This window comes from Thalassotalea hakodatensis, assembly GCF_030295995.1.
Classification (GTDB): Bacteria; Pseudomonadota; Gammaproteobacteria; order Enterobacterales; family Alteromonadaceae; genus Thalassotalea_C; species Thalassotalea_C hakodatensis.
This window is the reverse complement of sequence record NZ_AP027365.1, coordinates 1,440,430-1,464,458: the sequence shown is the minus strand read 5'-3', so window position 1 is coordinate 1,464,458 and position 24,029 is coordinate 1,440,430. Positions and strand designations below refer to the sequence as shown.

At 37.3% G+C, this 24,029-nt stretch carries 25 protein-coding genes; 7 read left to right on the top strand and 18 right to left on the bottom strand.

Features of this window, described 5'->3' with window-relative positions:
- Positions 1 to 81: 81 nt before the first annotated feature.
- From QUE72_RS06420 to QUE72_RS06390, 7 genes are all read right to left on the bottom strand, one after another.
- Positions 82 to 780 carry a PEP-CTERM sorting domain-containing protein gene (locus QUE72_RS06420; RefSeq protein WP_074500018.1) on the bottom strand — a complete coding sequence of 233 codons (699 nt, stop codon included), beginning with the start codon at positions 778 to 780 and terminating at the stop codon, positions 82 to 84.
- 354 nt (positions 781 to 1,134) lie between these two features.
- On the bottom strand, positions 1,135 to 1,530 hold the full coding sequence (locus QUE72_RS06415; protein ID WP_074500015.1) for a MerC domain-containing protein: 396 nt from the start codon (positions 1,528 to 1,530) through the stop codon (positions 1,135 to 1,137).
- Between the two features lie 580 nt (positions 1,531 to 2,110).
- Positions 2,111 to 3,325 (bottom strand): organoarsenical effux MFS transporter ArsJ, encoded by a 1,215-nt coding sequence (gene arsJ / locus QUE72_RS06410; RefSeq protein WP_286272276.1) that lies wholly within the window; start codon positions 3,323 to 3,325, stop codon positions 2,111 to 2,113.
- A gap of 10 nt (positions 3,326 to 3,335) precedes the next feature.
- Positions 3,336 to 4,343: an ArsJ-associated glyceraldehyde-3-phosphate dehydrogenase gene (locus QUE72_RS06405; RefSeq protein WP_286272275.1), complete on the bottom strand. Its 1,008-nt coding sequence runs from the start codon at positions 4,341 to 4,343 to the stop codon at positions 3,336 to 3,338.
- Positions 4,333 to 4,848: a phosphatase domain-containing putative toxin gene (locus QUE72_RS06400; protein WP_286272274.1), complete on the bottom strand. Its 516-nt coding sequence runs from the start codon at positions 4,846 to 4,848 to the stop codon at positions 4,333 to 4,335. Before QUE72_RS06400 ends, QUE72_RS06405 begins: the two co-directional genes overlap by 11 nt.
- Positions 4,849 to 4,858: 10 nt before the next feature.
- Positions 4,859 to 5,878 carry an ACR3 family arsenite efflux transporter gene (arsB, locus tag QUE72_RS06395; RefSeq protein ID WP_286272273.1) on the bottom strand — a complete coding sequence of 340 codons (1,020 nt, stop codon included), beginning with the start codon at positions 5,876 to 5,878 and terminating at the stop codon, positions 4,859 to 4,861.
- Positions 5,879 to 5,887: 9 nt separating this feature from the next.
- On the bottom strand, positions 5,888 to 6,649 hold the full coding sequence (locus QUE72_RS06390; RefSeq protein WP_074500001.1) for a metalloregulator ArsR/SmtB family transcription factor: 762 nt from the start codon (positions 6,647 to 6,649) through the stop codon (positions 5,888 to 5,890).
- 191 nt (positions 6,650 to 6,840) lie between these two features.
- Between QUE72_RS06390 and QUE72_RS06385 the strand changes: the two genes are divergently transcribed.
- Together QUE72_RS06385 and QUE72_RS06380 are read left to right on the top strand one after the other, a co-directional pair.
- Positions 6,841 to 7,164 carry a DMT family transporter gene (locus QUE72_RS06385; protein WP_074499999.1) on the top strand — a complete coding sequence of 108 codons (324 nt, stop codon included), beginning with the start codon at positions 6,841 to 6,843 and terminating at the stop codon, positions 7,162 to 7,164.
- Between the two features lie 86 nt (positions 7,165 to 7,250).
- Positions 7,251 to 7,670, top strand: a complete 420-nt coding sequence (locus tag QUE72_RS06380; RefSeq protein ID WP_286272272.1) for a VOC family protein — start codon at positions 7,251 to 7,253, stop codon at positions 7,668 to 7,670.
- A gap of 46 nt (positions 7,671 to 7,716) precedes the next feature.
- Here QUE72_RS06380 and QUE72_RS06375 read toward each other — a convergent pair whose 3' ends face one another.
- On the bottom strand, positions 7,717 to 9,789 hold the full coding sequence (locus tag QUE72_RS06375; RefSeq protein WP_286272270.1) for a spermidine synthase: 2,073 nt from the start codon (positions 9,787 to 9,789) through the stop codon (positions 7,717 to 7,719).
- A gap of 225 nt (positions 9,790 to 10,014) precedes the next feature.
- On the opposite strand from QUE72_RS06375, the gene QUE72_RS06370 reads away from it, so the two are divergent.
- The 3 genes from QUE72_RS06370 to QUE72_RS06360 all read left to right on the top strand — a co-directional run bounded on the left by QUE72_RS06370 (position 10,015) and on the right by QUE72_RS06360 (position 11,945).
- Positions 10,015 to 10,914 carry a DUF2785 domain-containing protein gene (locus tag QUE72_RS06370; RefSeq protein ID WP_286272268.1) on the top strand — a complete coding sequence of 300 codons (900 nt, stop codon included), beginning with the start codon at positions 10,015 to 10,017 and terminating at the stop codon, positions 10,912 to 10,914.
- A gap of 103 nt (positions 10,915 to 11,017) precedes the next feature.
- On the top strand, positions 11,018 to 11,353 hold the full coding sequence (locus QUE72_RS06365; RefSeq protein ID WP_286272267.1) for a hypothetical protein: 336 nt from the start codon (positions 11,018 to 11,020) through the stop codon (positions 11,351 to 11,353).
- A gap of 184 nt (positions 11,354 to 11,537) precedes the next feature.
- Complete coding sequence (locus QUE72_RS06360; RefSeq protein WP_286272265.1) at positions 11,538 to 11,945, top strand: SRPBCC domain-containing protein; 408 nt, start codon at positions 11,538 to 11,540, stop codon at positions 11,943 to 11,945.
- A 38-nt stretch (positions 11,946 to 11,983) separates the two neighbouring features.
- On the opposite strand, the gene QUE72_RS06355 is transcribed toward QUE72_RS06360, so the two are convergent.
- The 3 genes from QUE72_RS06355 to QUE72_RS06345 are packed head-to-tail and all read right to left on the bottom strand — an operon-like array spanning position 11,984 to position 12,964.
- Positions 11,984 to 12,214, bottom strand: a complete 231-nt coding sequence (locus QUE72_RS06355) for a hypothetical protein (protein WP_286272264.1) — start codon at positions 12,212 to 12,214, stop codon at positions 11,984 to 11,986.
- Between the two features lie 3 nt (positions 12,215 to 12,217).
- Positions 12,218 to 12,634, bottom strand: coding sequence for a hypothetical protein (locus QUE72_RS06350; RefSeq protein ID WP_074499981.1), 417 nt, complete (start codon positions 12,632 to 12,634; stop codon positions 12,218 to 12,220).
- A gap of 3 nt (positions 12,635 to 12,637) precedes the next feature.
- Positions 12,638 to 12,964, bottom strand: coding sequence for a DUF883 C-terminal domain-containing protein (locus QUE72_RS06345; protein WP_074499978.1), 327 nt, complete (start codon positions 12,962 to 12,964; stop codon positions 12,638 to 12,640).
- A gap of 609 nt (positions 12,965 to 13,573) precedes the next feature.
- On the opposite strand from QUE72_RS06345, the gene QUE72_RS06340 reads away from it, so the two are divergent.
- The gene (locus QUE72_RS06340) at positions 13,574 to 15,445 is read left to right on the top strand and encodes a CocE/NonD family hydrolase (RefSeq protein WP_286272263.1); all 1,872 of its coding nucleotides are present in this window, start codon (positions 13,574 to 13,576) and stop codon (positions 15,443 to 15,445) included.
- A 53-nt stretch (positions 15,446 to 15,498) separates the two neighbouring features.
- Here QUE72_RS06340 and QUE72_RS06335 read toward each other — a convergent pair whose 3' ends face one another.
- From QUE72_RS06335 to QUE72_RS06305, 7 genes are all read right to left on the bottom strand, one after another.
- Positions 15,499 to 15,672: a hypothetical protein gene (locus tag QUE72_RS06335; RefSeq protein ID WP_286272262.1), complete on the bottom strand. Its 174-nt coding sequence runs from the start codon at positions 15,670 to 15,672 to the stop codon at positions 15,499 to 15,501.
- A gap of 3 nt (positions 15,673 to 15,675) precedes the next feature.
- Positions 15,676 to 16,194: a transposase gene (locus tag QUE72_RS06330; protein WP_286272261.1), complete on the bottom strand. Its 519-nt coding sequence runs from the start codon at positions 16,192 to 16,194 to the stop codon at positions 15,676 to 15,678.
- 187 nt (positions 16,195 to 16,381) lie between these two features.
- Positions 16,382 to 16,879 carry a DUF6702 family protein gene (locus QUE72_RS06325; protein WP_074499968.1) on the bottom strand — a complete coding sequence of 166 codons (498 nt, stop codon included), beginning with the start codon at positions 16,877 to 16,879 and terminating at the stop codon, positions 16,382 to 16,384.
- Between the two features lie 11 nt (positions 16,880 to 16,890).
- Positions 16,891 to 19,320 carry a M1 family metallopeptidase gene (locus QUE72_RS06320; protein WP_074499966.1) on the bottom strand — a complete coding sequence of 810 codons (2,430 nt, stop codon included), beginning with the start codon at positions 19,318 to 19,320 and terminating at the stop codon, positions 16,891 to 16,893.
- Positions 19,321 to 19,566: 246 nt separating this feature from the next.
- Positions 19,567 to 20,592, bottom strand: coding sequence for a UDP-glucose 4-epimerase GalE (gene galE, locus QUE72_RS06315; protein ID WP_286272260.1), 1,026 nt, complete (start codon positions 20,590 to 20,592; stop codon positions 19,567 to 19,569).
- 18 nt (positions 20,593 to 20,610) lie between these two features.
- The gene (gene galK / locus QUE72_RS06310; RefSeq protein ID WP_286272259.1) at positions 20,611 to 21,768 is read right to left on the bottom strand and encodes a galactokinase; all 1,158 of its coding nucleotides are present in this window, start codon (positions 21,766 to 21,768) and stop codon (positions 20,611 to 20,613) included.
- Entirely contained in the window at positions 21,768 to 22,811 is a 1,044-nt protein-coding gene (locus tag QUE72_RS06305; protein WP_286272257.1) for a UDP-glucose--hexose-1-phosphate uridylyltransferase, read from the bottom strand. Before QUE72_RS06305 ends, galK begins: the two co-directional genes overlap by 1 nt.
- Positions 22,812 to 22,968: 157 nt before the next feature.
- Here QUE72_RS06305 and QUE72_RS06300 point away from each other — a divergent pair, with 157 nt between their 5' ends.
- On the top strand, positions 22,969 to 23,988 hold the full coding sequence (locus tag QUE72_RS06300) for a LacI family DNA-binding transcriptional regulator (RefSeq protein ID WP_286272255.1): 1,020 nt from the start codon (positions 22,969 to 22,971) through the stop codon (positions 23,986 to 23,988).
- Positions 23,989 to 24,029: the final 41 nt, after the last annotated feature.

Below are 24,029 nucleotides of genomic sequence, written 5' to 3'. Positions count from 1 at the left end.
AACACTCTGCTCTTTACGACTGACTATTAACATAGATGACTAAAGCAGAATGTTTTACATTTTTAGCTGACTAAAAAATGATTACCTTTGTTTCTTAAATCGACGCGAAGCTAGACCAATCACACCAAGTGCAAAAATAGCGATAGTAGATGGTTCAGGAATATCAACACCCTGCACAATATCAATACTAGAGCTTGCTAATAAAGTAGAGCCGTCAAATGCTGAGAGCTGAATGGTATAAATACCAACATCAGTATTATTGTAAGCTAAAGGACCGTTAAAAAATTCCATGTTCCAAGAGTTTTGCTGTGAAGCACCTGAATTGGAATTATCGTTCGGGCTGTTGATTGGGTCAAAAGATAAAAAGTTTGTCGCTGAAGATGGATCAAAATCAATCTCCATAAGATACGTTAAATCTCCGAAACTATATTGTGAACCAGAAACATCTATGCTCCAATCCCAGCTCCATATCGAAGTGGTCGATGCATTAGGAGCCCAACCGAAACCCGTTGGCGGAGCTACATTATCAAATGAATAAGTACCGTCACCATTACTGTTATATATAGATTGTGGATTATTATTTTCGTCAAAGCGCAATTTACCACGTATGCCTATTTCTATACCGTTGTTAGTTTCCGTTGTAAAAGCACCATTTTGATTTCCTGAACCAAAATGTACGCCGTTAATTAAATGTTGATCGTATAATAATCCAGCATTTGCAACACTGCTGATAGCCATTGCCAAACCTGCAATAGTCGTTTTTAAGTACTTAAGTTTCATTTAATACCCCTTTATTTATTCGTATTAGTAATTTTAGAAGATCGTAACACCACTATTATTTGTACATTTATACAAATAATATACCAAAGTAAAAATACTGAACATTTTCAATACCGTAGGAAGTAGGCAACATTAAGGCATCCATGAAGTGTAAAGCATTCTGACACAGTAGCTCACTAATCATTTGATTTATCGGCGTATTTACGAGCCTTACCTTTAGATTAGAAAGTACATAAAGCCAAGGCTACGTTAACAATAACGATGAAAAACTTTGCGTGTATCAAAATTAAAGTTGAACGTATCAATATAATGAGAGAGCACTTATTTAGATTAGCTAACAAAAAATCAACTTATCTAATGATCACAGCTATTGTCACGACAACGTTTAAAGTTTTGCCAGTGTGCAAAAGCTAGAATCATGGTTGCAAATACCGTTAGCGTTTTTTCTACATTTTCACCCCACAGTTCATGAACAAATAATGCAGCAAAAACAAGTAAGCAAAGCCCAGAAAGAATCGTTAATAATATCCTTTTACTCTTATGCTTATAGCATCCCAAAAAGCCAGCCATTATGCTCAAAGGTATAATAAACCATACTATCGCTTGATGAAATTCATGCTCATTACTACTAAACACTGAGATTGTCGGAAATAGTGCAATAAAAATAGGCACAATAGCACAGTGAATAGCACAAATAACGGATGTTGCAATAGATAGCTTATCTAAGATCGGTTGTTCAAAAATCTTCATATTATGTCTTCCATATTAGTTTTGATCAGAGCACATCATTAATTCACAAATAATAAATGAGATTATTAAATTGCTTTCTCATCTAATACACTGACATCACTTGCTGTTAATCGATATCTTCGTGCAGTTCTGTAAAGTAAATTAATGATAAAAAGAGTGGAAATGTATTATCTGAATCTCTATTGCACTTGCTCAAAGTGTTAGTAATTTGAATATTAGTAACCGTCGCCATATTCGCATATCTATCTAAAGCTCAAAAAACACTCCTGTTTAATAGCATTACACCAACCCTTCGATTAGTGATCCGCATATACAGGACTAAAAATAGCACTACAATAAACCGCACTTGCAATAGCAGTACGCTTAAAAATACTTTTCTTCATTATGATTGTTTAAAACAGGCTAGCTATTGATATGTTATATCATAACAACACAAGTAAAAGTTTCGCAATCTCTTTTTTAATTTTTAAACATGGTTTAAAAACTTATTAATAAAAAAGAGTAAAAAATCACAAAAACCACATGAACATGCAGGCAAATGCTGCGAAAGTGAAACAATTATTCAAAAATGAAATTTTAATCAAATAAGGGAAGTTTTTGGCAATCTATACGATACCAGCATCGCTAACATGATAAAAACACTGGAAATAAATAAACAAGCTGTCAAACCGTAATATTGATAAACCCAACCAGACAGTACGGTGCCTATCAGCCTACCCATCGCGTTTGCCATATAGTAAAAACCAACGTCCAAAGAAACTCCGTCAGCGTTTGCCATACTGACAATTAAATAGCTATGTAATGAAGAATTAACGGCAAACAATATACCAAATATTAATAGCCCTATAACTAAAGAAAGTTGAACTGCCCACTGAAAAGACAACATAATTGCAATGCTAAAGGTAACGAATGCTAATAAAGAAGTCCATTTAACTGCATCTTTCGCAGGTGATACACCTTGGTCAAGGTTAAATAGTGAAGGAACACATGATTGCACAATTCCATAGCCAATGACCCAAATGGCAAGAAAGCCACCAACAGTCCAATGATCCCAGTTAAATACTTGGGATAAAAATACTGGCAAGGCAACAACAAACCATACATCTCGCGCACCAAATAAAAACATGCGTGCTGCTGAAAGCGTATTAATGGCGTCGCTTTTAGAAAAAATCTGCTTAAACTTTGGCGTCGTTTTCGCTTTGCCTAAATCATTTTTTAACGCATATACACTAAAGCACCAAACCATTGTTAACACCGCTGCCATCAGTAGCATCGCCCCTTGAAAAGACAACAACGTTAACAGCAAACCGCCAAGAAAAAAACCAATGCCTTTTAAGGCATTTTTAGAGCCCGTTAATACCGCAACCCATTTAAATAATGTGCCTTCTTGCCCATTAGCCACCAACATTTTAATAGAGCTTTTTGCACTCATTTTATTGAGATCTTTGGCTATCCCCGATAGGGCCTGAGCGGCCATCACATAAACAACAGTTAACCATTCTGCCGGCACTGTTAACATCAACAACGCCATTACTTGAATAGCAAGGCCTATATTCATCGTGCGATTTAAGCCAACTCGAGCCCCTAAATATCCACCAAATAAATTAGTAATGACACCAAATATTTCATAAAACAAAAACAGCATTGCTATACTGAGTGGCGAATACCCTAATTGATGAAAATACAAAACAACCAGCATACGCAACGCACCATCGGTCAACGTAAACGCCCAATAGTTGCCTGTTACAATTAAGTACTGTTTAATTTCGTTAGAAAGCGTTGCCAATTGTTTCATTTATATGCCCTTACTGAATACTACGAGCTACTTTAATAGCTAGTTCAGCCGTTCTATTTGCGTAACCCCATTCATTATCATACCAAGCATATATTTTCACTTGGGTATCATTAATCACCATTGTTGATAATGCATCAACAATGCTTGAACGAGGATCCGTTTTATAATCAATTGATACAAGTGGCTTTTCTTCGTAGCCTAAAATACCTGCTAAATTCGTTTCTGCGGCCTCTTTAAACCATAGGTTTAGCTCACTTGCAGTTGTTGCACGTTCAAGCTCAAAAACACAATCAGTAATTGAAGCATTTGCTAACGGCACTCTGATCGCATGACCATTTAATTTCCCCTTCAATTCAGGAAATATATGCGTAATTGCCGTGGCCGATCCGGTTGTTGTCGGGATTAAACTCATGCCACAAGCACGTGCACGCCTTAAATCTTTATGTGGTGCATCTAAGATAGTTTGCGTATTCGTTATGTCGTGAATAGTAGTGATTGAACCATGCTTAATGCCTGTTTTTTCTTGTAAAACCTTAACAATTGGTGCTAAACAATTTGTCGTACACGAGGCTGCAGTGACAATATCATGAGTGTTAACATCATACAGATCATCATTAACTCCCATGACAATATTTAACACACCCTCTTCTTTTACTGGTGCAGTAACGACAACTTTTTTAACACCTTGATCAAAGTAACTCTGCAATTTTTCCTTCGTTTTCATTTTTCCTGATGCTTCAATCACTACATCACAACCCGACCAGTCGGTATCTTTGATCGTTTTATGTTGGCTAACATGAATGATCTGATCATTAATTTTAAGCGCATTATCAATATTCGAAATATCATGCGGCCAAATACCATGCACCGAGTCATACTTTAATAAATGCGCTAATGTTTCTGCATTACCCGCAGGATCGTTTATTTTCACAAATTCAATTTCTGGACTACCAAAACCTGCTCTCAGGGTTAAGCGTCCCATTCGGCCAAAACCGTTTATACCAACTTTAATTGTCATTAGAAGTCTCCAAAAAAATAAAGTCATTAAAATATTTACGTTGTATGGGGTGTTGTAATGCTTTCGGTCGTATCAATTGCACCATATCCACGATTTGTGCTTTGTCGTAACCTAAATGAATAAGAAATAAGGCGATCACAAGACCTGTTCTTCCAGATCCCCCCTTACAATGAACAGCTATCGCCTCACCTTTATTTATGCTATTTATTATCCGTGTAATATGCTGTGAAAATGCCCGCATAAAATCGTCATTAGGAGCATCATCATCTTTAATTGGCATTTGCAGCCATGTTAGGTTCTGTGCTTGGCAAACTTGTCCTATTGAATGAGCATCAAGTGTAACGAGTTCATCATCATACATAAGCGAAACAAGCGTCGTAACACCTTCGGACCTTAATTGCTCAATGGATTGCTGTAAATTGACACTCTGTGTACCAGGACAAGGAGTAAAAATGAACTTCCCCCCAGATTCGAGTGTTAAGGTATCAAATGGGTGCTTATACATTGTTAACTCCTCAATCAAACCAATGACGTGTTTTATTAATAATAGCGACAAGTGATAACATAATTGGCACTTCGACCAACACACCTACAACTGTTGCAAGCGCAGCACCAGAATGTAAACCGAACAGTGAAATAGCCACAGCAACCGCTAATTCAAAAAAGTTAGATGTGCCAATTAAACAGGCAGGGGCTGCAATGTTATGCTTTAGTTTCATTTTTATTGCCGCATAATATGCAATAATAAAAATGCCATAAGTTTGAATAATTAACGGGATCGCAATCAATACTATCGTTTGCGGTTGCTCAATAATCCGTTGAGCTTGAAAGGCAAAAAGTAGAACAACAGTTAATAGTAAGCCAATAATTGAAAAGGGTTTGAACTTCGATATTAGTTCATCAATGGAGTGATTTTTTCGTTCTGAATTATTGAGTATCGCGCGGGTTGCAACCCCTGCAATTAACGGCAATACCACATAGAGTAATACTGAATATACTAAGGTGTCCCATGGCACATTAATATTAGCAACGCCCAACAATAACGCAGCGATAGGCGCAAATGCAAAGATCATGATAATATCATTTAATGATACTTGTACTAAAGTATAGTTCGCATCACCTTTTGTTAACTGTGACCAAACAAATACCATTGCTGTACATGGAGCAACGCCAAGTAGAATCATACCTGCAATATATTCTTGAGCGCTTTCGGGGTTAACGAAATCTGTAAACACCACTTCAAAAAACAACCACCCTAGTGCAGCCATTGAAAAAGGTTTAATTAACCAATTAATGACTAAAGTCAGTACTAGACCTGAAGGGTTTTTACCAACATCTTTTATCGTAGAAAAATCAATTTGGACCATCATCGGATAAATCATTAACCAAATAAAAACCGCCACTATTATATTAACTTGTGCGACTTCAGCCCTTGCAACCCATGAAAAAAAATCAGGAAAATACACGCCAAAAACTACACCACAGACAATACACAGTGCAACCCATAAAGATAAAAACCGTTCGAATATTCCCATCTTCTTTCCTTAATTACAGCAACGTTGCATGCGAGTAGGACGATCACCCATAGCATTCAATCTTGCTAGTTCTTGTTCAATACACTGTGGCTCATTGACAACTGTTGAAGTGATCACCGATTTCATCCAGTCTGTTAACGTTGGATTCAATGAATAAAATACCCATTGTTGATGCTTTCTCGCAGCTAAAATACCTGTGTTTCTCAGTTGTGCTAAGTGACGAGATACCTTTGGCTGACTCACTTCATTTAACGCTTCCATGATTTCACAAACACATGCTTCTTGTTCCACAGCAATAATCAATAACGTTTTAAGGCGCACCTCATCTGCTAGGCACTTAAAAAAAATGGTAGGTGATATTGGGGCTGGCTTTTGCTTTTCTTGAATTAGCAAAAACATTTTTATTCGTTCATTAAGCTCTTGAAGTGTTTTCTCATAAGGGTTAGCAACCATTCTACTGCGTGGTTCAGGAAAGTCCCAAGACAAACAATTGGTCCCCATTACACTGGTATCACACTCTTTCGCTGCTTTGTCGCACAAAGTAATCACGTAATCAAAATGAATATCTTTTACGTCATCAAGACTATTAGATGTTAGTCCATCTGTTGATAAACCAAAGTGCGTAATCGCCTTTGCTGCCTTTGGTTCAATACCTGATGGGTGAGTGCCTGCACTATAAACAACAAATTGATCTTTACCATGATGTTTTAACAATGCTTCAGCCATTATTGATCGTGCAGAGTTCTCAGAACATAAAAAAAGAACTTTCATAAATCACCTATATAACAAATTCATTATATAATAATTTTGTTATATAGCATTTTCAACCGCTTTTTTACTTTTTTCGAAAAGTAACTTCGAATTACCGACAATAAAGCGTACCATTTAAAAACATTAACCGAAGTGAGGACGACCTCACCGCTCTATTCCATCAGGGACGGCCCTTTAATTGGAGTAGAATTATGTATTGGCTTTCTCTCATTGTTGCTGGTGTTTTTGAAGCAGGCTGGTTATTTTTTTTAGACAAATCGGCATCCTTTTCTAAATTATCTTATGTATTCCTCGCCATCATATCGATGATTATTAGTCTTATTTTATTTTCTTTTGCTATCAAAGAAATTCCAATAACCATTGCGTATTTAATTTGGTTAGCTGTAGGGGTATGTACTATCGTTTTGCTAAATTATGTGATGTATCAACATAGTTTATCAACCATACAGTTTCTCTTTATTAGTCTGATCCTCATTGGTATCATCGGTTTAAAGATAAATTTACCGAACAGCTAGATAGAGGTATTCTACGTTCATCTACTTTATCTCTCTAAAGTTGTATATTTGAACAATTCAGTAAAATTCATTAATTAGAGGTTCACATGAAATTTCTCCATTCCATGATACGCGTAAAAGACGTTGAGGCGTCTCTCGATTTTTTTATCAACAAACTTGGGCTTATTGAAACTAATCGTTATGACGTTCCAGCGGGTAAGTTCACCTTGATTTTTTTAGCGACAGAAAAAGGTGCGCCTGAAATTGAATTAACCCACAATTGGGATTCAGAAGAGGAGTATCTCTCAGGTAGAAATTTTGGTCACCTAGCCTATGAAGTTGATGATATCTACGCAACTTGTCAACATTTAATGGATAATGGTGTTGTTATTAATCGCCCACCGCGCTGCGGCCATATGGCATTTGTAAAGTCTCCTGATGGGATCTCAATTGAGCTTTTACAAAAAGGTGATGCTTTGCCACCAAAAGAACCTTGGCAAAATATGGAAAATACAGGTAATTGGTAATATTATTTCGCAGGCATAAGAGTCTTTATGCCTGCGATAGCTTTGATTATTTAAGTAATGACATTAAGTGACTGTGATCATCAGTCCAAACTATTTGCTCTATCGATGACAGTTTTACTCGCGTACTCTGTAACTTAACGACAGGGTTATCTATTAAATTGTTATTCTGTGTCAGCCAAACCCAATCAGTATCATGGCTTTCAGCACGTTTACCTGCCGTATGAAAATACACCAATTCCAATTGAACCTTATCTGCAAGCCCTTTCATCAGTGGCAATAAATTTAAATGACTATTAGAAATATGTATCGCAATGATCCCTTGTTCGCTCACCACTTGCTGATAAAGCTTCAACGCCTCTACAGTCAATAAATGTTGAGGAATACTGTCACCTGAAAACGCATCTAACACCAATACATCAAAGGGTTTATTTACCAGTTGAGCTCTATTTTTCGCGATAGAAATACGGGCATCCCCTTTTATCACTTCAATTTGAGCTTTAGAATGTGCTAAAAAAGTAAAATAACGTTGTGCTGCATCGATCACTGCTGGGTTTAATTCAAAAAAGCTGAAATGATCTTCTTTTTCACCATAGGCTGCCAACGCACCAGCACCTAAACCGACAAACCCTACATTGATCCCAGTTTGTTTTGTCTTTTGCATGAGCTCAATCGCAATTGCACCTCCTGTGCCTTTACGATAATAACTTAACGGTATTTGTTGTAATGATTCATCAAGATATTGTGTACCGTGTGATGTTGTTCCATCAACAAGGCGACGTTCAGTTTTACCCGCAACATCAACATCTTTTACCGTTAAAATGCCATAAAAATTACGTTGCTGAAAAATATCATTTTGTTGATAACGACTAAGTAACACACTGAATAGAGAAGCACATAGCACCGCTGACAATGACATCGCTATGATGTATTTTGTCGACAAGTTTTCTCGCCAATACACCATTGTCAGTAACAATAGTAAGCCAATAAACGCTAATGGAAATTCAAGAAACTGTTGAAATACATTCGTGGCAATAAAGGCAACAAACAACGAACCAAGGAAACCGCCCAGTGCAATAAGTAGATAAAAATGCGTTAAATACCTTGGCGCAGGCTTAGTTTTCGCCAACTCACCATGACAAACCATGCAGGCAGTAAGCAATACAAAACTATAGAGAATCACTTGCGTAATTAAATCAAACTGAGAACCGATGAAATACAAAAAAATCGCAATAATACTGCTTAATACAAACAACACCAACCAATACCAGCGAATGTACCAACGGTTACTATGAAAACAAATAATAAAACTAAGCAGATACAAACAAAGAGGTAAGATCCAAAGAAACGGAATGGGCGCAACATTTTGTGTGATTGCATTAGTAGTCGCCACTAAAAAAATAACCCCAAGTGATGACAAAGCAACCCAAGAAAATGCATTCGTTAATGTAAAACTATGTGTATGCACATCAATCTGCGCAACCCCATTTTCAATCCCCACTCCAGCAAGATTTTGTGTTAATTCTATTGACGAAATCAAATGATTTCGATAAGTCGAAATCGATATAACCATAAAAGCTAGCACATATAGCCCATATAGCACTGACCAAACAGTTAATTGAATTGAAGCTGATAATTGCGGTTCAATGACAAAAGGAAAACTTAACAACGCAATTAAAGAAGCAACATTTGACCATGAATATAGAAAATAAGGCGCTTTACCTTGATGGTTACTAGCATACCAATTTTGCACCAACGGACCCGTTGACGATAAAACAAAATAAGGTAGGCCAACAGACAACATTAATTGATATAAAATATTTAATAAGGGACTGTCATCATAGGTGCTCAGTAAAGCTTGTTCAGACAAACCAATAGGAAGAGTGATCACACTGATAAACAACAATATCACATGAAGCATCACTTGATGTTTAACCGATTTTATTCGTGATAATGCATGACTATAGCCATAACCTGCTAATAAAAAAGCTTGAAAAAATAACATGCAAGCTGTCCAAACAGCAGCTCCCCCACCAAAATACGGTAAAATTAATTTAGCGATCAATGGCTGTACTTGAAACAGTAAAAAAGCACCGATGAAAACAACAAGAAGATAATGCATAGGTAAAACGAAGCAAATTAGCTTTTTTTATTGAATTTTGTGGCTGATTATAAAGACTATTTTTACAGATAACACCTTAATAAGGTCAAGATATTAGCTTTAATAATTTTCCCTCTTATTCATTGACAACATGCCAGCAATTAACAAACAATGAAGAACTTGCTTGGTCAGCTAGTTTTCGTATTAGCCTTATCACAAGCGAACATATTCTACTAAGGCAAAATAATGAAAATAACCTCCTTAATTCTACTTACGTCATTAACTTTTTTTACGCATACCGGATTGGCTAATGAATGTCAGCAACAAATCACCTCTGAAGATCTTAAGTCTTTAAAAACAAATGACTTTACTATCAAAGATGATAAAAAGCGCAATAATTTCGCGATTATCTTACTTAATTGTTTGTCTCACCCTGACCCTAAAATACGTGATGAAATTGTTTATCAAGCATACAGCGCATGGCTAAGAAACAATGAACTTGAAATTAAAACACTCCATACCTTATTAAACAAACTACAAACAATATTAACCTCTAAAAGCATAGACTCTAATGGTTTCGAACAACCTTTCGCGGCATTAGTATTATCGGAAGTGGTTCGTGTTGATCGCATAACCCCTTATATGACAGAGCAAGAACGGCAAACCATTGTTGATGTTAGCACTCGTTTCATGTCGAACATTTCAGATTACCGAGGATTTAACGAACAAGAAGGCTGGCGACACAATGTTGCCCATACGGCTGATATTTTCTTACAACTTGCACTTAATAAACAAGTTACTAAAGCTCAGCATCAGCAGATATTAACTGCAATAAAGCAACAAATTACTCCTACAAACACCTTCTATACTTTTGGGGAGCCTAAACGCTTAGCCATGCCGGTTGTTTATATTATTTTGCAAAACAAGCTTTCTGCTAATGAATTCGCTAATTGGTTAACTTCCGTAACATCTCCTGCCCCCTTTGAGAACTGGCAAAACGTTTATCAAAGCGAGCAAGGCCTAGCAAAGCTTCATAACACAAGAAGTTTTATACATAACCTATATGCCATCACCAGTAACAGTAAAAATCCCAAGCTAAAAGCTATACAAGCTTCGTTACAGCAAGCATTAAAACGCGTCGACTGAACATCGAATTACGAGAACTGTTGACTTACGTACATCGTTGTTACGATCTCTTTTATTTTCTATAATAGCACTGTTAAACGAACTGAATTAAAAGGATTACTTTTTGAATTATTCACGCTGGATACGCAAAACCTTCCCTCAAGTTAACGATACTTCTCATGAACTCATTGAAAATTATATTGTTGAAGCAAAAGAAAATACCAAATTATTTCGTGAGTTTATTAAAGTCGTTGGCTTTTTATTAATCGTGCTCCCTTTCAATTTATACCTGAATTACATTACTCAAGGCTCAATATTCAGTCTTCTTTTTATTGTACTTAGCTTTACCTCTTTTGGTGTAGGCAGTTTTGTGGCACTTTATTTTGAACAAAGGTTAATAAAAAATCACCTTAAAAAAATAATCATAAAAAAACACAGCACTTGTGAACACGAAATATAACAATATGAAGAATTAAGACTAAACCTGTTCCAACACTTCTATGCAATCTTTAATCTCGAAAGGTCGACAGACCTTGATAAAAATAATTAGCATAACATGTCGATTTACCATTACTACGTTCGACTAATACACAAAGCCTGATTTTGGCTTAGCGTACACTTAAATCTAATACAGAGGAGATAACATGAACGTAGTTATAGAAACAACTGTGAATATGCCATTAAGCAAGACTTGGCATGCATGGGTGACACCAGAAGACATTAAATGTTGGAATTTTGCCAACGATGATTGGTGCTGTCCTAACGCGGAAATAGACTTTAAGGAAGGAGGTCAATTTAACTATCGTATGGCAGCGAAAGATAACTCCATGGCCTTTGATTTTTCAGGGGAATTTAGCAAAATAATTGCTTTTGAGGCAATTAATTTTACCCTGAATGATGGACGTACTGTATCGGTTGAGTTCATTGAAACCGACAACGGCACAACCGTTAAAGAAACCTTTCAAACAGAAGATGAAAGCACTCTAGAACAACAGAAACAAGGATGGAAAATGATCCTGAACAATTTTAAAAAACATGTTGAAAATAAATAGATAAATGGCAAATTTACCGTCTTCAGAACAAGTATCAATTAAAACACAAACAACTTGATCAAAGGTAATAAACGCTGATGCGAAGAAGACGGTAAACCAGCCACTGAACCTGCGGCAAAACTGGCAGCTAGTCCTTTTGGCGAACCGATAACGTATAAGCTTTTATTTTTCGCTTGCTCTATGCTCATCCTTTTATACGATGTAACAATTTGATAATCATCATATATATACTGAACATTTGCTTTATGCTTTTTTAGCAGATCAAACATAGCTTACTCCTCAGATTCTGAATTCACCAACAACGACTTTGCATACGGTAACCCTATCGCCGATTTACTTTGCTTATACAATTTAAAGCTTATCCAAGCCACAATTGCATTAATCAACAATACTGTAGCGGGAATCAACAACCAATGACCTCCAAAGGTAAATACAGCATAGGCAATGGTTAGACAAACGGTTATCCACATGATTAAACCAATACCAACTAACACCAATAAGCCTATTAAACTTAAAGTCATCGCTTTAATACTGAGTTTAATTTCTGAGCCAACAAGATCACCCGCTTTTAGTATCTGCAATTTATAAACAGTTAATACTTCTTGCCATGCAGATAATATCTCTGAAAGTGCAACGTCATTCGCAGACGTTGCACTTTCTTGAGCTTGATGTTCAGCGTTATTATTCATCCGTTACTTTCTCTTAAGTAAGCTAGTCAGTAGCATTCCAGCTGCAAAAGCAATACCCGCTGAGGCCACAGGATGTTCTTGTGTGTATCGACCTACTGCCGATTGATTCCACATACTTTGCACTTTTACTTGCTTATCTTTCATTGAATTTGCTGAATTAGTCGCGTTTTTTCTTAGCGATTCTTCAGTTTTAGCTGCTTGCTCACCTAAATGATCTACAGATTGATGTAACGACTCAGTAAGTTTATTTGCAATAGGAGATGATCCGTTACCTTTAGTCGTTTTTGATTCACTGTTTTCACTCTGTGCTTTCGTTGCTTGACTAGCCATAGTACTCTCCAATATTTAATTAAAATTTCTCACTCTATTTTGTGAGTCAAACATACAGGTGCAATGGCTATACCATGATCGATTCTTTTTTAAGTACTGGTTTAATAGGCTATAAAGCATATTCATTGATTGCAATTTATATTTGTTATACAAACTTATGTAAATTCTACAGGCTGTATTGAAATAATTTCTTAAATCACTTATTTGATCTGTGACTAGGATCTGTTGATCTTTCGCGTTTATTTTTGCAGCCGTTTATTGGTATTTAGACCAAGCATTGTGATTAATGTGTAGTTATTCCACATGAAAAAGCAATAACGACGTATAAATGACAAAAAACACTACCCTTTGGGTCTAACTAAACGTAATTTAATTGAAGCGTAGCAATTGAAGTATAGTTTTCTACATAAAAGGGCTACAAAGAGAACAACCCTCCTAATAACGTGTTCACTTAAAGACTACTACTTGGTTATTCATTCACTGCCTTAACATTAATGCGTTGAATGGTAGGGTTTTACCTGTTGAATGGTATGCCTGCCACTTGCCTATACAGTACATACTTGTAACAATAATTTCGTTTACAAAAACAACAATACGAGATGCCTTATTATGTTTAGAAAATTCATACTGGTTGTGGTGCTTTTTATTACTAGCACAATGACCGCTTTAGCTTACGACAGCAGCGGTGATAAACGCGCTGAATATATTCGTGAAAATTATGCAAAATACGAATATGAAGTTCCAATGCGTGACGGAAAAACTCTTTTTACTGTTGTCTATACCCCATACGATGTATCAAAAACATACCCTGTTTTAATGCAACGCACCCCATATTCTGTTGGACCATACGGTGTAGATAAATATCGCACTCGATTAGGCCCATCTGAGGCGTTTGAAAAAGAAGGCTTTATTTTTGTTTTTCAAGATGTCAGAGGTCGCTTCCGTTCAGAGGGAGAATACGACAATATGCGTCCGCAAAATGCTTATCAACGCGGTAAAAAAGCAACTGATGATGCTACCGATACATACGATAGTATCGAATGGTTGCTCAATAACCTTGATAACAACAATGGTAAATTTGGCATGTGGGGTGTTTCTTATCCAGGTTACTACACCTCAGTTGCTTCTATAAATGCTCACCCAGCATTAAAAGCGATTTCACCTCAAGCACCAATTGCTGACTGGTTCTTTGATGATTTTCATCGTAATGGTGCCTTTGTTTTACCTATGGCTTTTGTCTTTTTCGACACATTCGATAATTTTCCAGATGAAAAACATGGTTATTGGCCTAAAGGTCAAGATATGGCAACACATGATGGTTATCAGTTCTTTTTAGACTTAGGCCCGTTATCGAATGTAAACAAAAAATATTTTAAACATAAACGTCCATTTTGGGATGCTCTTGCAGCTCACCCAAATTACGATGACTATTGGCAGTCACGTGACGTATTGCAGCATTTAGGTAAAACAAAACCTGCCACTTTAGTTGTGGGTGGCTGGTACGATACAGAAGACTTGTATGGTCCGTTAGAAACCTATCAAACCATGTCTCAAGGCAATAAAAAAGACAATGTGCAACTGGTAATGGGCCCTTGGTATCACGGACAGTGGAACCGAGGTGACGGCTCAAAAATGGGTGAAGCTGATAACGGCTTTAATACCAGTAAGTGGTTTCAAAAGCATATATTGTTACCTTTCTTTACCGAGCATTTAAAAGCAAGCGACAGTGCCAATCTTGCAAAAGCGACTATTTTCGATACTGGTGCTAACCGTTGGCATCGTTTCGATACTTGGCCGCCTAAAGCCGTTAGAAAACAAACGCTATACTTAACCGCTGGTGAAAGCATCAGTAAAGATAAACCTACGACTAAAAAAAGTTTTTCTGAATATATTAGTGATCCAAATAAACCAGTACCACACTCAAAAGCAATTGGTCGCGGTTGGGATCGCCCATATATGACAGAAGATCAACGCTTTGCTGCACGTCGCCCAGATGTATTAATTTTTGAAACAGAGCCGTTAAAAGAAGATTTAACGTTATCAGGTAATATCGAGCTCAAATTGAAATTTAGTACTTCTCAAACAGCTGCTGATCTTATCGTAAAACTGGTTGATGTGTTTCCAGCAAAAAGTGAAAACAGCAATAAGTTAGATAAAAAGCTTGGTAATCGTCATGAACTTGTTCGCTGGGGCTCAATTCGAGGAAGATTTAGAGACTCAATGAGTGACCCTAAACCCTTTACTGCGAATGAAGTCACTCCAGTTAATTTTGAACTTTATGATGTTATGCATACCTTTAAGCGTGGCCATAAGTTACAGATAATGGTGCAAAGCAGCATGTTTCCATTTTTGGATCGTAATCCTCAAAATTATGTAGACAACATATTCAAAGCAACAGAAGCGGATTTTGTTAAAGCAGATCATCGAATTTATCATCAAGCTGATCAAGCAAGTAGCATAGAAATCTCAGTATTAAAATAACTCAAAATAATGTACCTACCCCAAAATAAAAGGGGTCAGGTACATTTAAATTGTTAATCATCAATAGCACTTCTTGGTCTTCCTCTACATCCTGAATTCACTCTATTCCCTGTCAAAGCTACAATAGTAGATTTAAACTTATCGTCTCCAAGAACTAATCCTTTGTTTACCGACTTCCTTATTGTTTGTTCATTAATATCAGTCATTTTTTCTTCAAACAGCGCCATATACTATACCTGCCTTTCTGTATCAGATTGAGCTAGGGTCAAATATTGATCATGATAAGAAACTAAACTAGATACCTTACCCAATGCGTTTATTTGATAGCTTGACCAAGGGTAATCAGTAGGGTTATCGACCATACCTGCTCGCACAGGGTTTAATTCTATATAACGATAAACTTCTAGTAAGTAGTTGCTATTTTGCACTAAACAAGATTTGTATCGACCTTCCCATAAAGTTCCAGTTCTTTGGTGACTATAATTGAAGTATTGAACGTAGCGTCTCCCCAATCCTTGCATCATAAAACTAACAGCCTTAGGCTTTTTTGGAGTGCATAATAAATGCACGTGGTTGGTCATTAAGACCCATGCATGTATTGCCACATCTTCTTTCAACGAATAATACTTAAGCCAGTTTAAGTAGGCTTTAAAGTCTTTTTCATGATAAAAGCATGCTTGACGGTTGTTGCCACGTTGAATAATGTGTTGCGGAATATTTGGTAAATCTATCCTAGGTAACCTTGCCATATATCATCCTTGATATGTTAATAAAGCTCTCAGTGTAGATTAACTTTATCTAATTAGCCTAATTAAATAATTAAAGGGGTCAGGTACAATATTCAATCATTGAATATTGTACCTGACCCTTTTAATTACAGGATCAAAAAAGCCGCTAGATGCGTAACACCTAGCGGCTTTTTACATCAATATCAAATTAATGAAATTCGATCTTAGCAACTTCAACACTACCATTAAACGTGGCAGTTTTAACATCACCCTTACCTTCTACATTCACAGTATTTGTTTGGCTAGGCCAAATATCACGCAATGCTGTATGTTCAATAGTAAGCCCGCTCAACAATACAGGTTGTTTTGTTTCTTGGTAAACCCAAAAGAATTTACCATCAACTTCAAAACCCACGGGGCCTAAATCAATAGTATTTCCTTTATCGTCTTTCAATGAAAAACGCGACATCACATATTCAAAAAAACGTTGTTGTGTTTGTTTAGATTGAATAATATCAGCGTTTTTACCAAAAATATGTTTAACAGCATGCTCTGCATCATGTAAATAAAAGCGATGACTTACTTCAATATTTTCTGTGTTTGGATTAAATAACACAGTACTTATCGCCGCTTTTTGTTGATGTGCAAAAATAACATTACTGAACAAAAACAAGCAGATTATTAAGCTTTTAGTGATAAATTTCATATAAAACCTAATTAGTTACCTTTTTCTTGATCTTTTTCATCATCGTCTGTTTTAAGTTCCGTTTTAATATCATGCATGATATCTCGGCTCACTTTTGCTGATGACTTTTTACGCTTATAACTTTCAATACGCGAAGGAATAATGCGACGTGGGTAGTGGTTATTCTCTACATCAACGTCTGCTGTTTCCCAACGAGGATCAACTGTTACACCCACTAGGTTTTTATTTTTGTCAGTGACAATTAACTTACTAACCGCTTTAGGTGTACGTCGCCAAATTTCAGCAGGAATGCGCATCATTTCTTTACTACCATCTTCAAATGATAACTCTAAAATAATAGGCATAACTAAACCACCTTTATTAGAAAAGTCTAAAACATAGTAGTTTTTATCTTCTTTTACCGCACGAGTGAAAACTTCACGTTCCCAATCTTTAAGGCCTTTAAGGAATTTCTGATATTTATTACGTTCTTTATTAGTCACGGTGAAGCGATCATTTTCGTCATAAAAATCAGTGATATCTGAAAAGCGCTCAACCCATAATTTTTGACCTTCTGCTTTGTTGCGCTCGTCAGTTAAAGATTTAGGCTTGTCTAATTCTTGTTGACGCTCACGTGCAAAGTCAATGTCAGGATCTTTAGTATCCATGCGCAGTTTATAAACGCGGTCTAATGAAATATCAACATGATCGGTCGAGTAGAACCAGCCACGCCAGAACCAATCTAAATCAACCCCTGATGCTTCTTCCATTGTACGGAAGAAATCCGATGGTGTTGGGCGTTTAAACTTCCAACGCTGTGCATATTCTTTAAAAGCAAAATCAAATAGTTCACGACCTAGGATCGTTTCACGTAAAATGTTTAATGCTGCAGCTGGTTTAGTATAGGCATTTGGTCCTAAACGTAAAACACTATCAGATTGCGTCATAATAGGCACTTGGTTTGAAGACTTCATGTAACCTGTGATATCACGAGGCTCTACACCCCATGGAATCATTGGATCCCATTCTCGACCAGCAACACCATCTAAAAAGCTGTTTAAACCTTCGTCCATCCATGTCCACTGACGCTCATCAGAGTTAACGACCATAGGGAAATAAATATGACCAATTTCATGAATAACCACGCCGATCAAAAAACGTTTTTCAGCTTGTGAATATGTGCGGCTACCGTCATCTCGTAATTCAGTACGCGGACCATTAAATGTGATCATTGGATATTCCATACCACCAACAGGGCCGTTAACCGACTGAGCTGTTGGGTACGGGTAATCAAATGAGAATCGGTTATAAACATCCATGGTGTGAATAATAGATTCAGTCGAATATTTCTTCCACAAGTCACCACCTTCTTTAGGATAGAAAGACATTGCCATCACAAGTGGAGTTTCATCATTATCTTGTTTAAAGCCGCGAGCGTCCCACATAAACTTACGTGACGATGCCCAAGCAAAATCACGTACGTTATTTGCTTTAAATTTCCACGTTTTAGTTTTATCTGTACCAGCTTTTTCGTTTTCTAACGCTTCTTCTTCCGTCACAATGAAAACAATTCGCTCTGCGTCTTTTGATTTTTCTAAACGCTTACGCTGTTCTTTCGTTAATACTTGTTTAGGGTTAGCTAACACACCCGTTGATGATACAATGTGATCAGCCGGTACTGTCATATTGACTTCATAATCACCAAACTCTAAGGTAAATTCACCGCGACCTAGAAACTCTTTATTTGTCCAAGCTTCATAATCGGTATAAGCATGTAAACGTGGGTACCATTGAGCTAATAAGAAGATATCATTACCACCTTCACGAGCATCGTCAGGAAAATGCTCATAGCCTGAACGCGCCGAAACAGCATCTTCTTCTACAATGTTAAACCCAAAGTCTAATGAAAACGATGTTTTTTGCCCTGGCTTTAATGGCTTAGGTAAATCAATACGCATGTTGGTACCAACAATCACGTAATTTAAGGTATTACCGCGGCCATCTTTTACATTATTAATGGTATAGCCTAATTCTGAATCGCCAATAAATTGCTGACGACGCAACGCAGACAAGCTAATTTTTCCGCCTGATGCTTTATTGCCTCTGAATGTGGTAGATAACTCACTTAATGAATCTTGCTTGAAAATATTTTGGTCTAATTGTAACCAAAGGTATTTCAATGAATCAGGTGAATTATTCACATAAACAATTTCTTCTGTTCCTTCTAAACGACGCTTTTCTTCGTCAAGCGTTACGTTTATTTTATAATCAACTTGTTGTTGCCAATATTGATGGCCCGGTTCGCCGGCTGCGTTACGGTATACATTAGGTGTTGGTAACACTTCATCTAACTGGCGGAACTTATCTTCAAAGCTCCCTTTGGTTTGCTTCACTGAACCGTACGCCGATAATGATGCGGTACATACAAGCAAAGCTGCCAATGTTATGGTTTTTTTTATCATAGTTATTCCTGCTCACTACTTGAGGTTACGCACATTTCAGAACGTGCGCAGTACTAGGGCTATTTTTCTTTGGTGTATATTATTGAATAAAGTACAACAAAGAAAAATAGCCCATAGATAATAAAGGAATTTTCACTTAAGTTCAGTGCTTTCTAACAAGAAAATACTACCATTCGTCTCAATTGTTATAACATAACAATTATTAACTGAATTAATTGCCGCTCAAAATGCACTAAACTTCCTGCCTTACTTTGGATATCCTTCTGGGTTGTTCGATTGCCAACGCCAAGTGTCGGTCATCATTTGTGTTAAATCACGTGTGGCTCGCCAGCCAAGTTGTTTATTAGCCTTTTCAGCATTTGCCCAAAATGCAGGTAAATCACCATGACGACGTGGTGCAATAGTATAAGGTACTTTTTGCTGGCTTGCCTGTTCAAACGCCTTGATGATGCTTAATACAGACACCGCTTTACCGGTACCCAAATTAAAAGCTTCAACACCAGTAAATTCACTATTTTTCTGCAACCAATTGACTGCTGCTACATGCCCTTCCGCTAAATCCATGACGTGCAGATAATCACGCTCGCACGTACCATCTTGGGTAGAATAATCATCACCAAAAACCTGTAAACGCTCACGCTTTCCAACCGCAACCTGTGCAACATAAGGTAATAAATTATTTGGAATACCTTTAGGATCTTCACCAATTTGTCCACTCTCATGGGCACCGATTGGGTTAAAATAACGTAAACACACTGCGCGAAAATCTAAATTTGATTGTGCAAGATCTTTTAACACTCGCTCAATCATCACTTTACTCGCTCCATAAGGGCTAGACGCTTCACCTAACGGCATACTTTCTTCATAAGGTACAGCATTTTCCCCACCGTACACTGTCGCTGACGAGGAAAAAATAAAATGATTAATGTTTAGGTTTGCCATAACTTCTAACAAACATAATGTTCCGTGAACATTGTTTTGATAATACTCTAGAGGGATAGTAGAAGATTCACCCACTGCTTTTAATGCCGCAAAGTGTATAACCGCATCAATAGCGTGTTCATTAAAAAGTGACGTCAAAGCCGTTTTGTCTTGAATATCTCCCTTAATAAATGACACTTTCTTTCCAGTTAAGTGCTCTACCCGCCGAATGGATTCAATACTGGCATTCATGAGATTATCAAGTACAACAACTTCAAAGCCGTTTGTTAAAAGCAATAAAACGGTATGAGAGCCAATATAACCAGCACCACCGGTGACTAAAATTTTCATGGTTTATCCTGTAATCAATCAAGATTCGTCAATATGTCTAAATGCACCTTGTGATGCATGACAAATATAAATATCTGCTGTTAAGCCAAACTGCTCTGGGTATTGAATATTTACCTGCTCAGTCACCTTTTCAACGAGTGCTTTTGGCATCAAAGCAACAACACAACCGCCAAATCCACCACCGGTCATGCGTACACCACCTTGATTACCAATTTGTGCGCTCACAATATCCACTAGACCATCCATTTCTTTTGTCGTTACTTCAAAGTCATCCCGAAGCGATTGGTGTGACTCAGCCATTAGCTGACTCAACGTCGACATGTCTGAAGATTTGAATGCCGTTAATGCTGCGACAGTTCTAGCATTTTCAGTGATCACATGTTTGGCTCGTCTATATTGCACATCTGACAGTTGTTCTTTTTCTGACTCTAATTGCGCTAACGTAACATCACGTAAAGCTTTACATCCGAAGTGCTTGGCAACTTGTTCACATTGCTCACGACGTAAGTTATATTCACTATCAACTAATCCACGTTTAACGTTAGAATTAATAATAACCAATGATAACTCGTCTGAAATTGGCGCATCTTCAAACGTTAAATCTCGACAATCAAGTAACATTGCATGGCCTTTCTTGCCCATAGCCGATATCAGTTGATCCATGATGCCGCAATTACAACCAACATAATCATTCTCAGCTTGCTGTCCCATTTTAGCGGCAGTTTTTCCATCTAACTCTAATTTGTATAACGAGGTAAAGGTTTTCAATATTGCCATCTCAAAACTGGCAGATGAACTTAACCCTGCCCCTTGCGCGACATTACCCGTTACCACTAGATTAGCGCCTCTAAGGTTAGGGTACTTTTCCATTAATGCTTGGACCGAACCTTTAATGTAATTACACCACATGTGTTCGGTATCAAAGCTAAACTGATTTAAAACAAATTCTGTAGAACTTTTGCCAAAATCATGTGAATACACTTTGACTAATTGATCATCACGTTTAGACGCGGCGATGGTGGTACCACAATCAATCGCAGCGGGAAAAACAAAACCATCATTATAGTCAGTATGATCGCCAATAATATTGACCCGCGCAGGCGCATAACAAATCACATCCGGCTCTTGTTGATAACATTGTTTAAATAAAGCATTAATAGTATTTTTTTGAACCATTACATAGCCTCCTTATAATGTGTACTTGGTAATGCCTTTAGCCTCTCTGCTGCTTGCTCTGGCGTTAAATCACGCTGTGCTTCCGCTAACATTTCATAGCCAACCATGAATTTTCTTACTGTTGCTGAGCGTAATAGCGGCGGTAAAAAGCTCGCATGTAATGTCCATTCAGGATGTTTTTCACCATCATACGGTGCGCCATGCCATCCCATTGAATAAGGGAAAGAACATTGAAATAAGTTATCGTACTTAGTCGCAATTTTTTTCAAGATATCGGCAAGTGATGTTTTTTGTTGTTCAGTTAATTCAACCATTCTAGACACTGTAAACCTTGGTAATAACAGCGTTTCAAAGGGCCATGCTGCCCAATATGGCACCACCACAACCCAGTCGTCGTTTAGTACAACAACACGTTGATCTTGTTCTATTTCCTTTACAGCATAGTCACTCAATAGATTGCTACGGTATTGATTAAAGTACACTAACTGAGAACGGCATTTACGATCTGCCAAGGTTGGAATTTGCTGCTGTGCCCAAATTTGCCCGTGAGGGTGTGGATTAGAGCAGCCCATAACCGCCCCTTTATTTTCAAACACTTGTATCCATTGGTATTGTTCGCTTAACGCTTCACATTGCACTTGCCAAGTATCAACAACATGCTTAATGTCAGGTACTGATAATTCTGGCAAGGTTTTACTGTGGTCAGGAGAAAAACAGATCACTCGGCTTTCTCCTTGCTCTGTTGCCATTCGAAATAGCGGATCATTATTTTGTACTTGTGGGGTATCCGTTTTTAACGCAGCAAAGTCATTAGTAAAGACAAACGTTGTTTCATAACGCTCATTGACTTCACCGTTTATACGCGTATTACCTGCGCATAAATAACAATTTGGATCATGCGAGACAGATTGTTGCTCAGCAACTGCCTCTACTTGTCCTTGCCAAGGGCGTTTTGCGCGATGCGGAGAAACCAGTACCCATTCTCGCAATAAGGGATTAAACCTGCGATGTGGATGTTCCGTTGGATCGAATTCGATAGTCATACACTCATTCCATCTTGTAAATTTGACGTAAATGTAAACGTTTTCCCTTTTTATTACAAGCTTACTTTTTAGGAACAAATTTATCATATTGCACCAGCAGCATTGCTTATATATACTGTGCACTAGTTAAATACTTAATAAATGTAAACATTTACATATGTCAACAATTAAAGATGTAGCTCGTATCGCAGGTGTATCTGTAGCAACAGTATCCCGAGTGGTAAATAACGGTCCAAAAGTAAGTGCTAAAACCAAAGAAAAAGTCAGTCAAGTGATGCTGCAACTTGGTTACACACCGAATGAAAATGCTAGAGCACTTGTAACACAAAAAAGCACAACTATTGGCGTTGTGATCCCTGATATAACTGATCCTTTTTTTGCTTCTTTAGCCAGTGGCGTAGAACAGGTTGCTCGCGAACATCATAGACAATTATTATTAAGTACCAGTCAAGTTAATGCTGAATCTGAAATGCAAGCAATCAATTTACTCATTGAGCGACGTTGCGATGTGATGGTGGTGCACAGCAAGGCATTAAGTGAAAGCCAACTTAACGAATTAAGCCAAAAAGTAAAAGGCTTAGTTGTGATCGATAGAATGGTTAAAGGTTTAGAAAATCGCTGTATTTGGCTAGATAACATGGAAGGAGGCAAAATAGCAGCACGTCATTTAATCGCGCTATCACATCAAAAGCTTGCTTGTATAAGCAGTCATTACCCTATAGAAGATCCTGCCCTAAGGCTTAAAGGTTTTAAAGAAACATTGTCAGAGCATGATTTAACACTCAAAGAACAACTTATAGAATATCAAGCCCCTACCCTGCAAGGTGGAGAGATTGCCGCTCAAAACCTACTCGCTAGTAGTCACCCCTTTACCGCATTATTTGTATACAATGATGCAATGGCAATTGGTGCTATTTCTACGCTAGAAGATAACGGGTACCGTGTGCCAAACGACGTTTCAGTCATCGGCTTTGATGATGTTTTATTGTCTCGTTATTCAAGACCCAAACTAACTACTCTACACTATCCTATCGTGGAAATGGCTAAACAAGCAGCAAATTTGGCTTTGTGCATGACAAAACCAGAAGAAAATATTGTGGCCGAAACCACATTTAAACATATTCCGCGACTGGTAAAGAGGGAATCTACCAGTAAAAAAATCAAAAATTCTCGTTAATTTTTCATACTGAATACATATATAAAAAATTAAATTCAATG

Excerpts from the sequence above, each read along its gene's own strand:
- QUE72_RS06420 (WP_074500018.1), bottom strand. The coding sequence starts at position 780 with ATGAAACTTAAGTACTTAAAAACGACTATTGCAGGTTTGGCAATGGCT.
- QUE72_RS06415 (WP_074500015.1), bottom strand. The coding sequence starts at position 1,530 with ATGAAGATTTTTGAACAACCGATCTTAGATAAGCTATCTATTGCAACA.
- arsJ (WP_286272276.1), bottom strand. The coding sequence starts at position 3,325 with ATGAAACAATTGGCAACGCTTTCTAACGAAATTAAACAGTACTTAATT.
- QUE72_RS06405 (WP_286272275.1), bottom strand. The coding sequence starts at position 4,343 with ATGACAATTAAAGTTGGTATAAACGGTTTTGGCCGAATGGGACGCTTA.
- QUE72_RS06400 (WP_286272274.1), bottom strand. The coding sequence starts at position 4,848 with ATGTATAAGCACCCATTTGATACCTTAACACTCGAATCTGGGGGGAAG.
- arsB (WP_286272273.1), bottom strand. The coding sequence starts at position 5,878 with ATGGGAATATTCGAACGGTTTTTATCTTTATGGGTTGCACTGTGTATT.
- QUE72_RS06390 (WP_074500001.1), bottom strand. The coding sequence starts at position 6,649 with ATGAAAGTTCTTTTTTTATGTTCTGAGAACTCTGCACGATCAATAATG.
- QUE72_RS06385 (WP_074499999.1), top strand. The coding sequence starts at position 6,841 with ATGTATTGGCTTTCTCTCATTGTTGCTGGTGTTTTTGAAGCAGGCTGG.
- QUE72_RS06380 (WP_286272272.1), top strand. The coding sequence starts at position 7,251 with ATGAAATTTCTCCATTCCATGATACGCGTAAAAGACGTTGAGGCGTCT.
- QUE72_RS06375 (WP_286272270.1), bottom strand. The coding sequence starts at position 9,789 with ATGCATTATCTTCTTGTTGTTTTCATCGGTGCTTTTTTACTGTTTCAA.
- QUE72_RS06370 (WP_286272268.1), top strand. The coding sequence starts at position 10,015 with ATGAAAATAACCTCCTTAATTCTACTTACGTCATTAACTTTTTTTACG.
- QUE72_RS06360 (WP_286272265.1), top strand. The coding sequence starts at position 11,538 with ATGAACGTAGTTATAGAAACAACTGTGAATATGCCATTAAGCAAGACT.
- QUE72_RS06355 (WP_286272264.1), bottom strand. The coding sequence starts at position 12,214 with ATGTTTGATCTGCTAAAAAAGCATAAAGCAAATGTTCAGTATATATAT.
- QUE72_RS06350 (WP_074499981.1), bottom strand. The coding sequence starts at position 12,634 with ATGAATAATAACGCTGAACATCAAGCTCAAGAAAGTGCAACGTCTGCG.
- QUE72_RS06345 (WP_074499978.1), bottom strand. The coding sequence starts at position 12,964 with ATGGCTAGTCAAGCAACGAAAGCACAGAGTGAAAACAGTGAATCAAAA.
- QUE72_RS06340 (WP_286272263.1), top strand. The coding sequence starts at position 13,574 with ATGTTTAGAAAATTCATACTGGTTGTGGTGCTTTTTATTACTAGCACA.
- QUE72_RS06335 (WP_286272262.1), bottom strand. The coding sequence starts at position 15,672 with ATGGCGCTGTTTGAAGAAAAAATGACTGATATTAATGAACAAACAATA.
- QUE72_RS06330 (WP_286272261.1), bottom strand. The coding sequence starts at position 16,194 with ATGGCAAGGTTACCTAGGATAGATTTACCAAATATTCCGCAACACATT.
- QUE72_RS06325 (WP_074499968.1), bottom strand. The coding sequence starts at position 16,879 with ATGAAATTTATCACTAAAAGCTTAATAATCTGCTTGTTTTTGTTCAGT.
- QUE72_RS06320 (WP_074499966.1), bottom strand. The coding sequence starts at position 19,320 with ATGATAAAAAAAACCATAACATTGGCAGCTTTGCTTGTATGTACCGCA.
- galE (WP_286272260.1), bottom strand. The coding sequence starts at position 20,592 with ATGAAAATTTTAGTCACCGGTGGTGCTGGTTATATTGGCTCTCATACC.
- galK (WP_286272259.1), bottom strand. The coding sequence starts at position 21,768 with ATGGTTCAAAAAAATACTATTAATGCTTTATTTAAACAATGTTATCAA.
- QUE72_RS06305 (WP_286272257.1), bottom strand. The coding sequence starts at position 22,811 with ATGACTATCGAATTCGATCCAACGGAACATCCACATCGCAGGTTTAAT.
- QUE72_RS06300 (WP_286272255.1), top strand. The coding sequence starts at position 22,969 with ATGTCAACAATTAAAGATGTAGCTCGTATCGCAGGTGTATCTGTAGCA.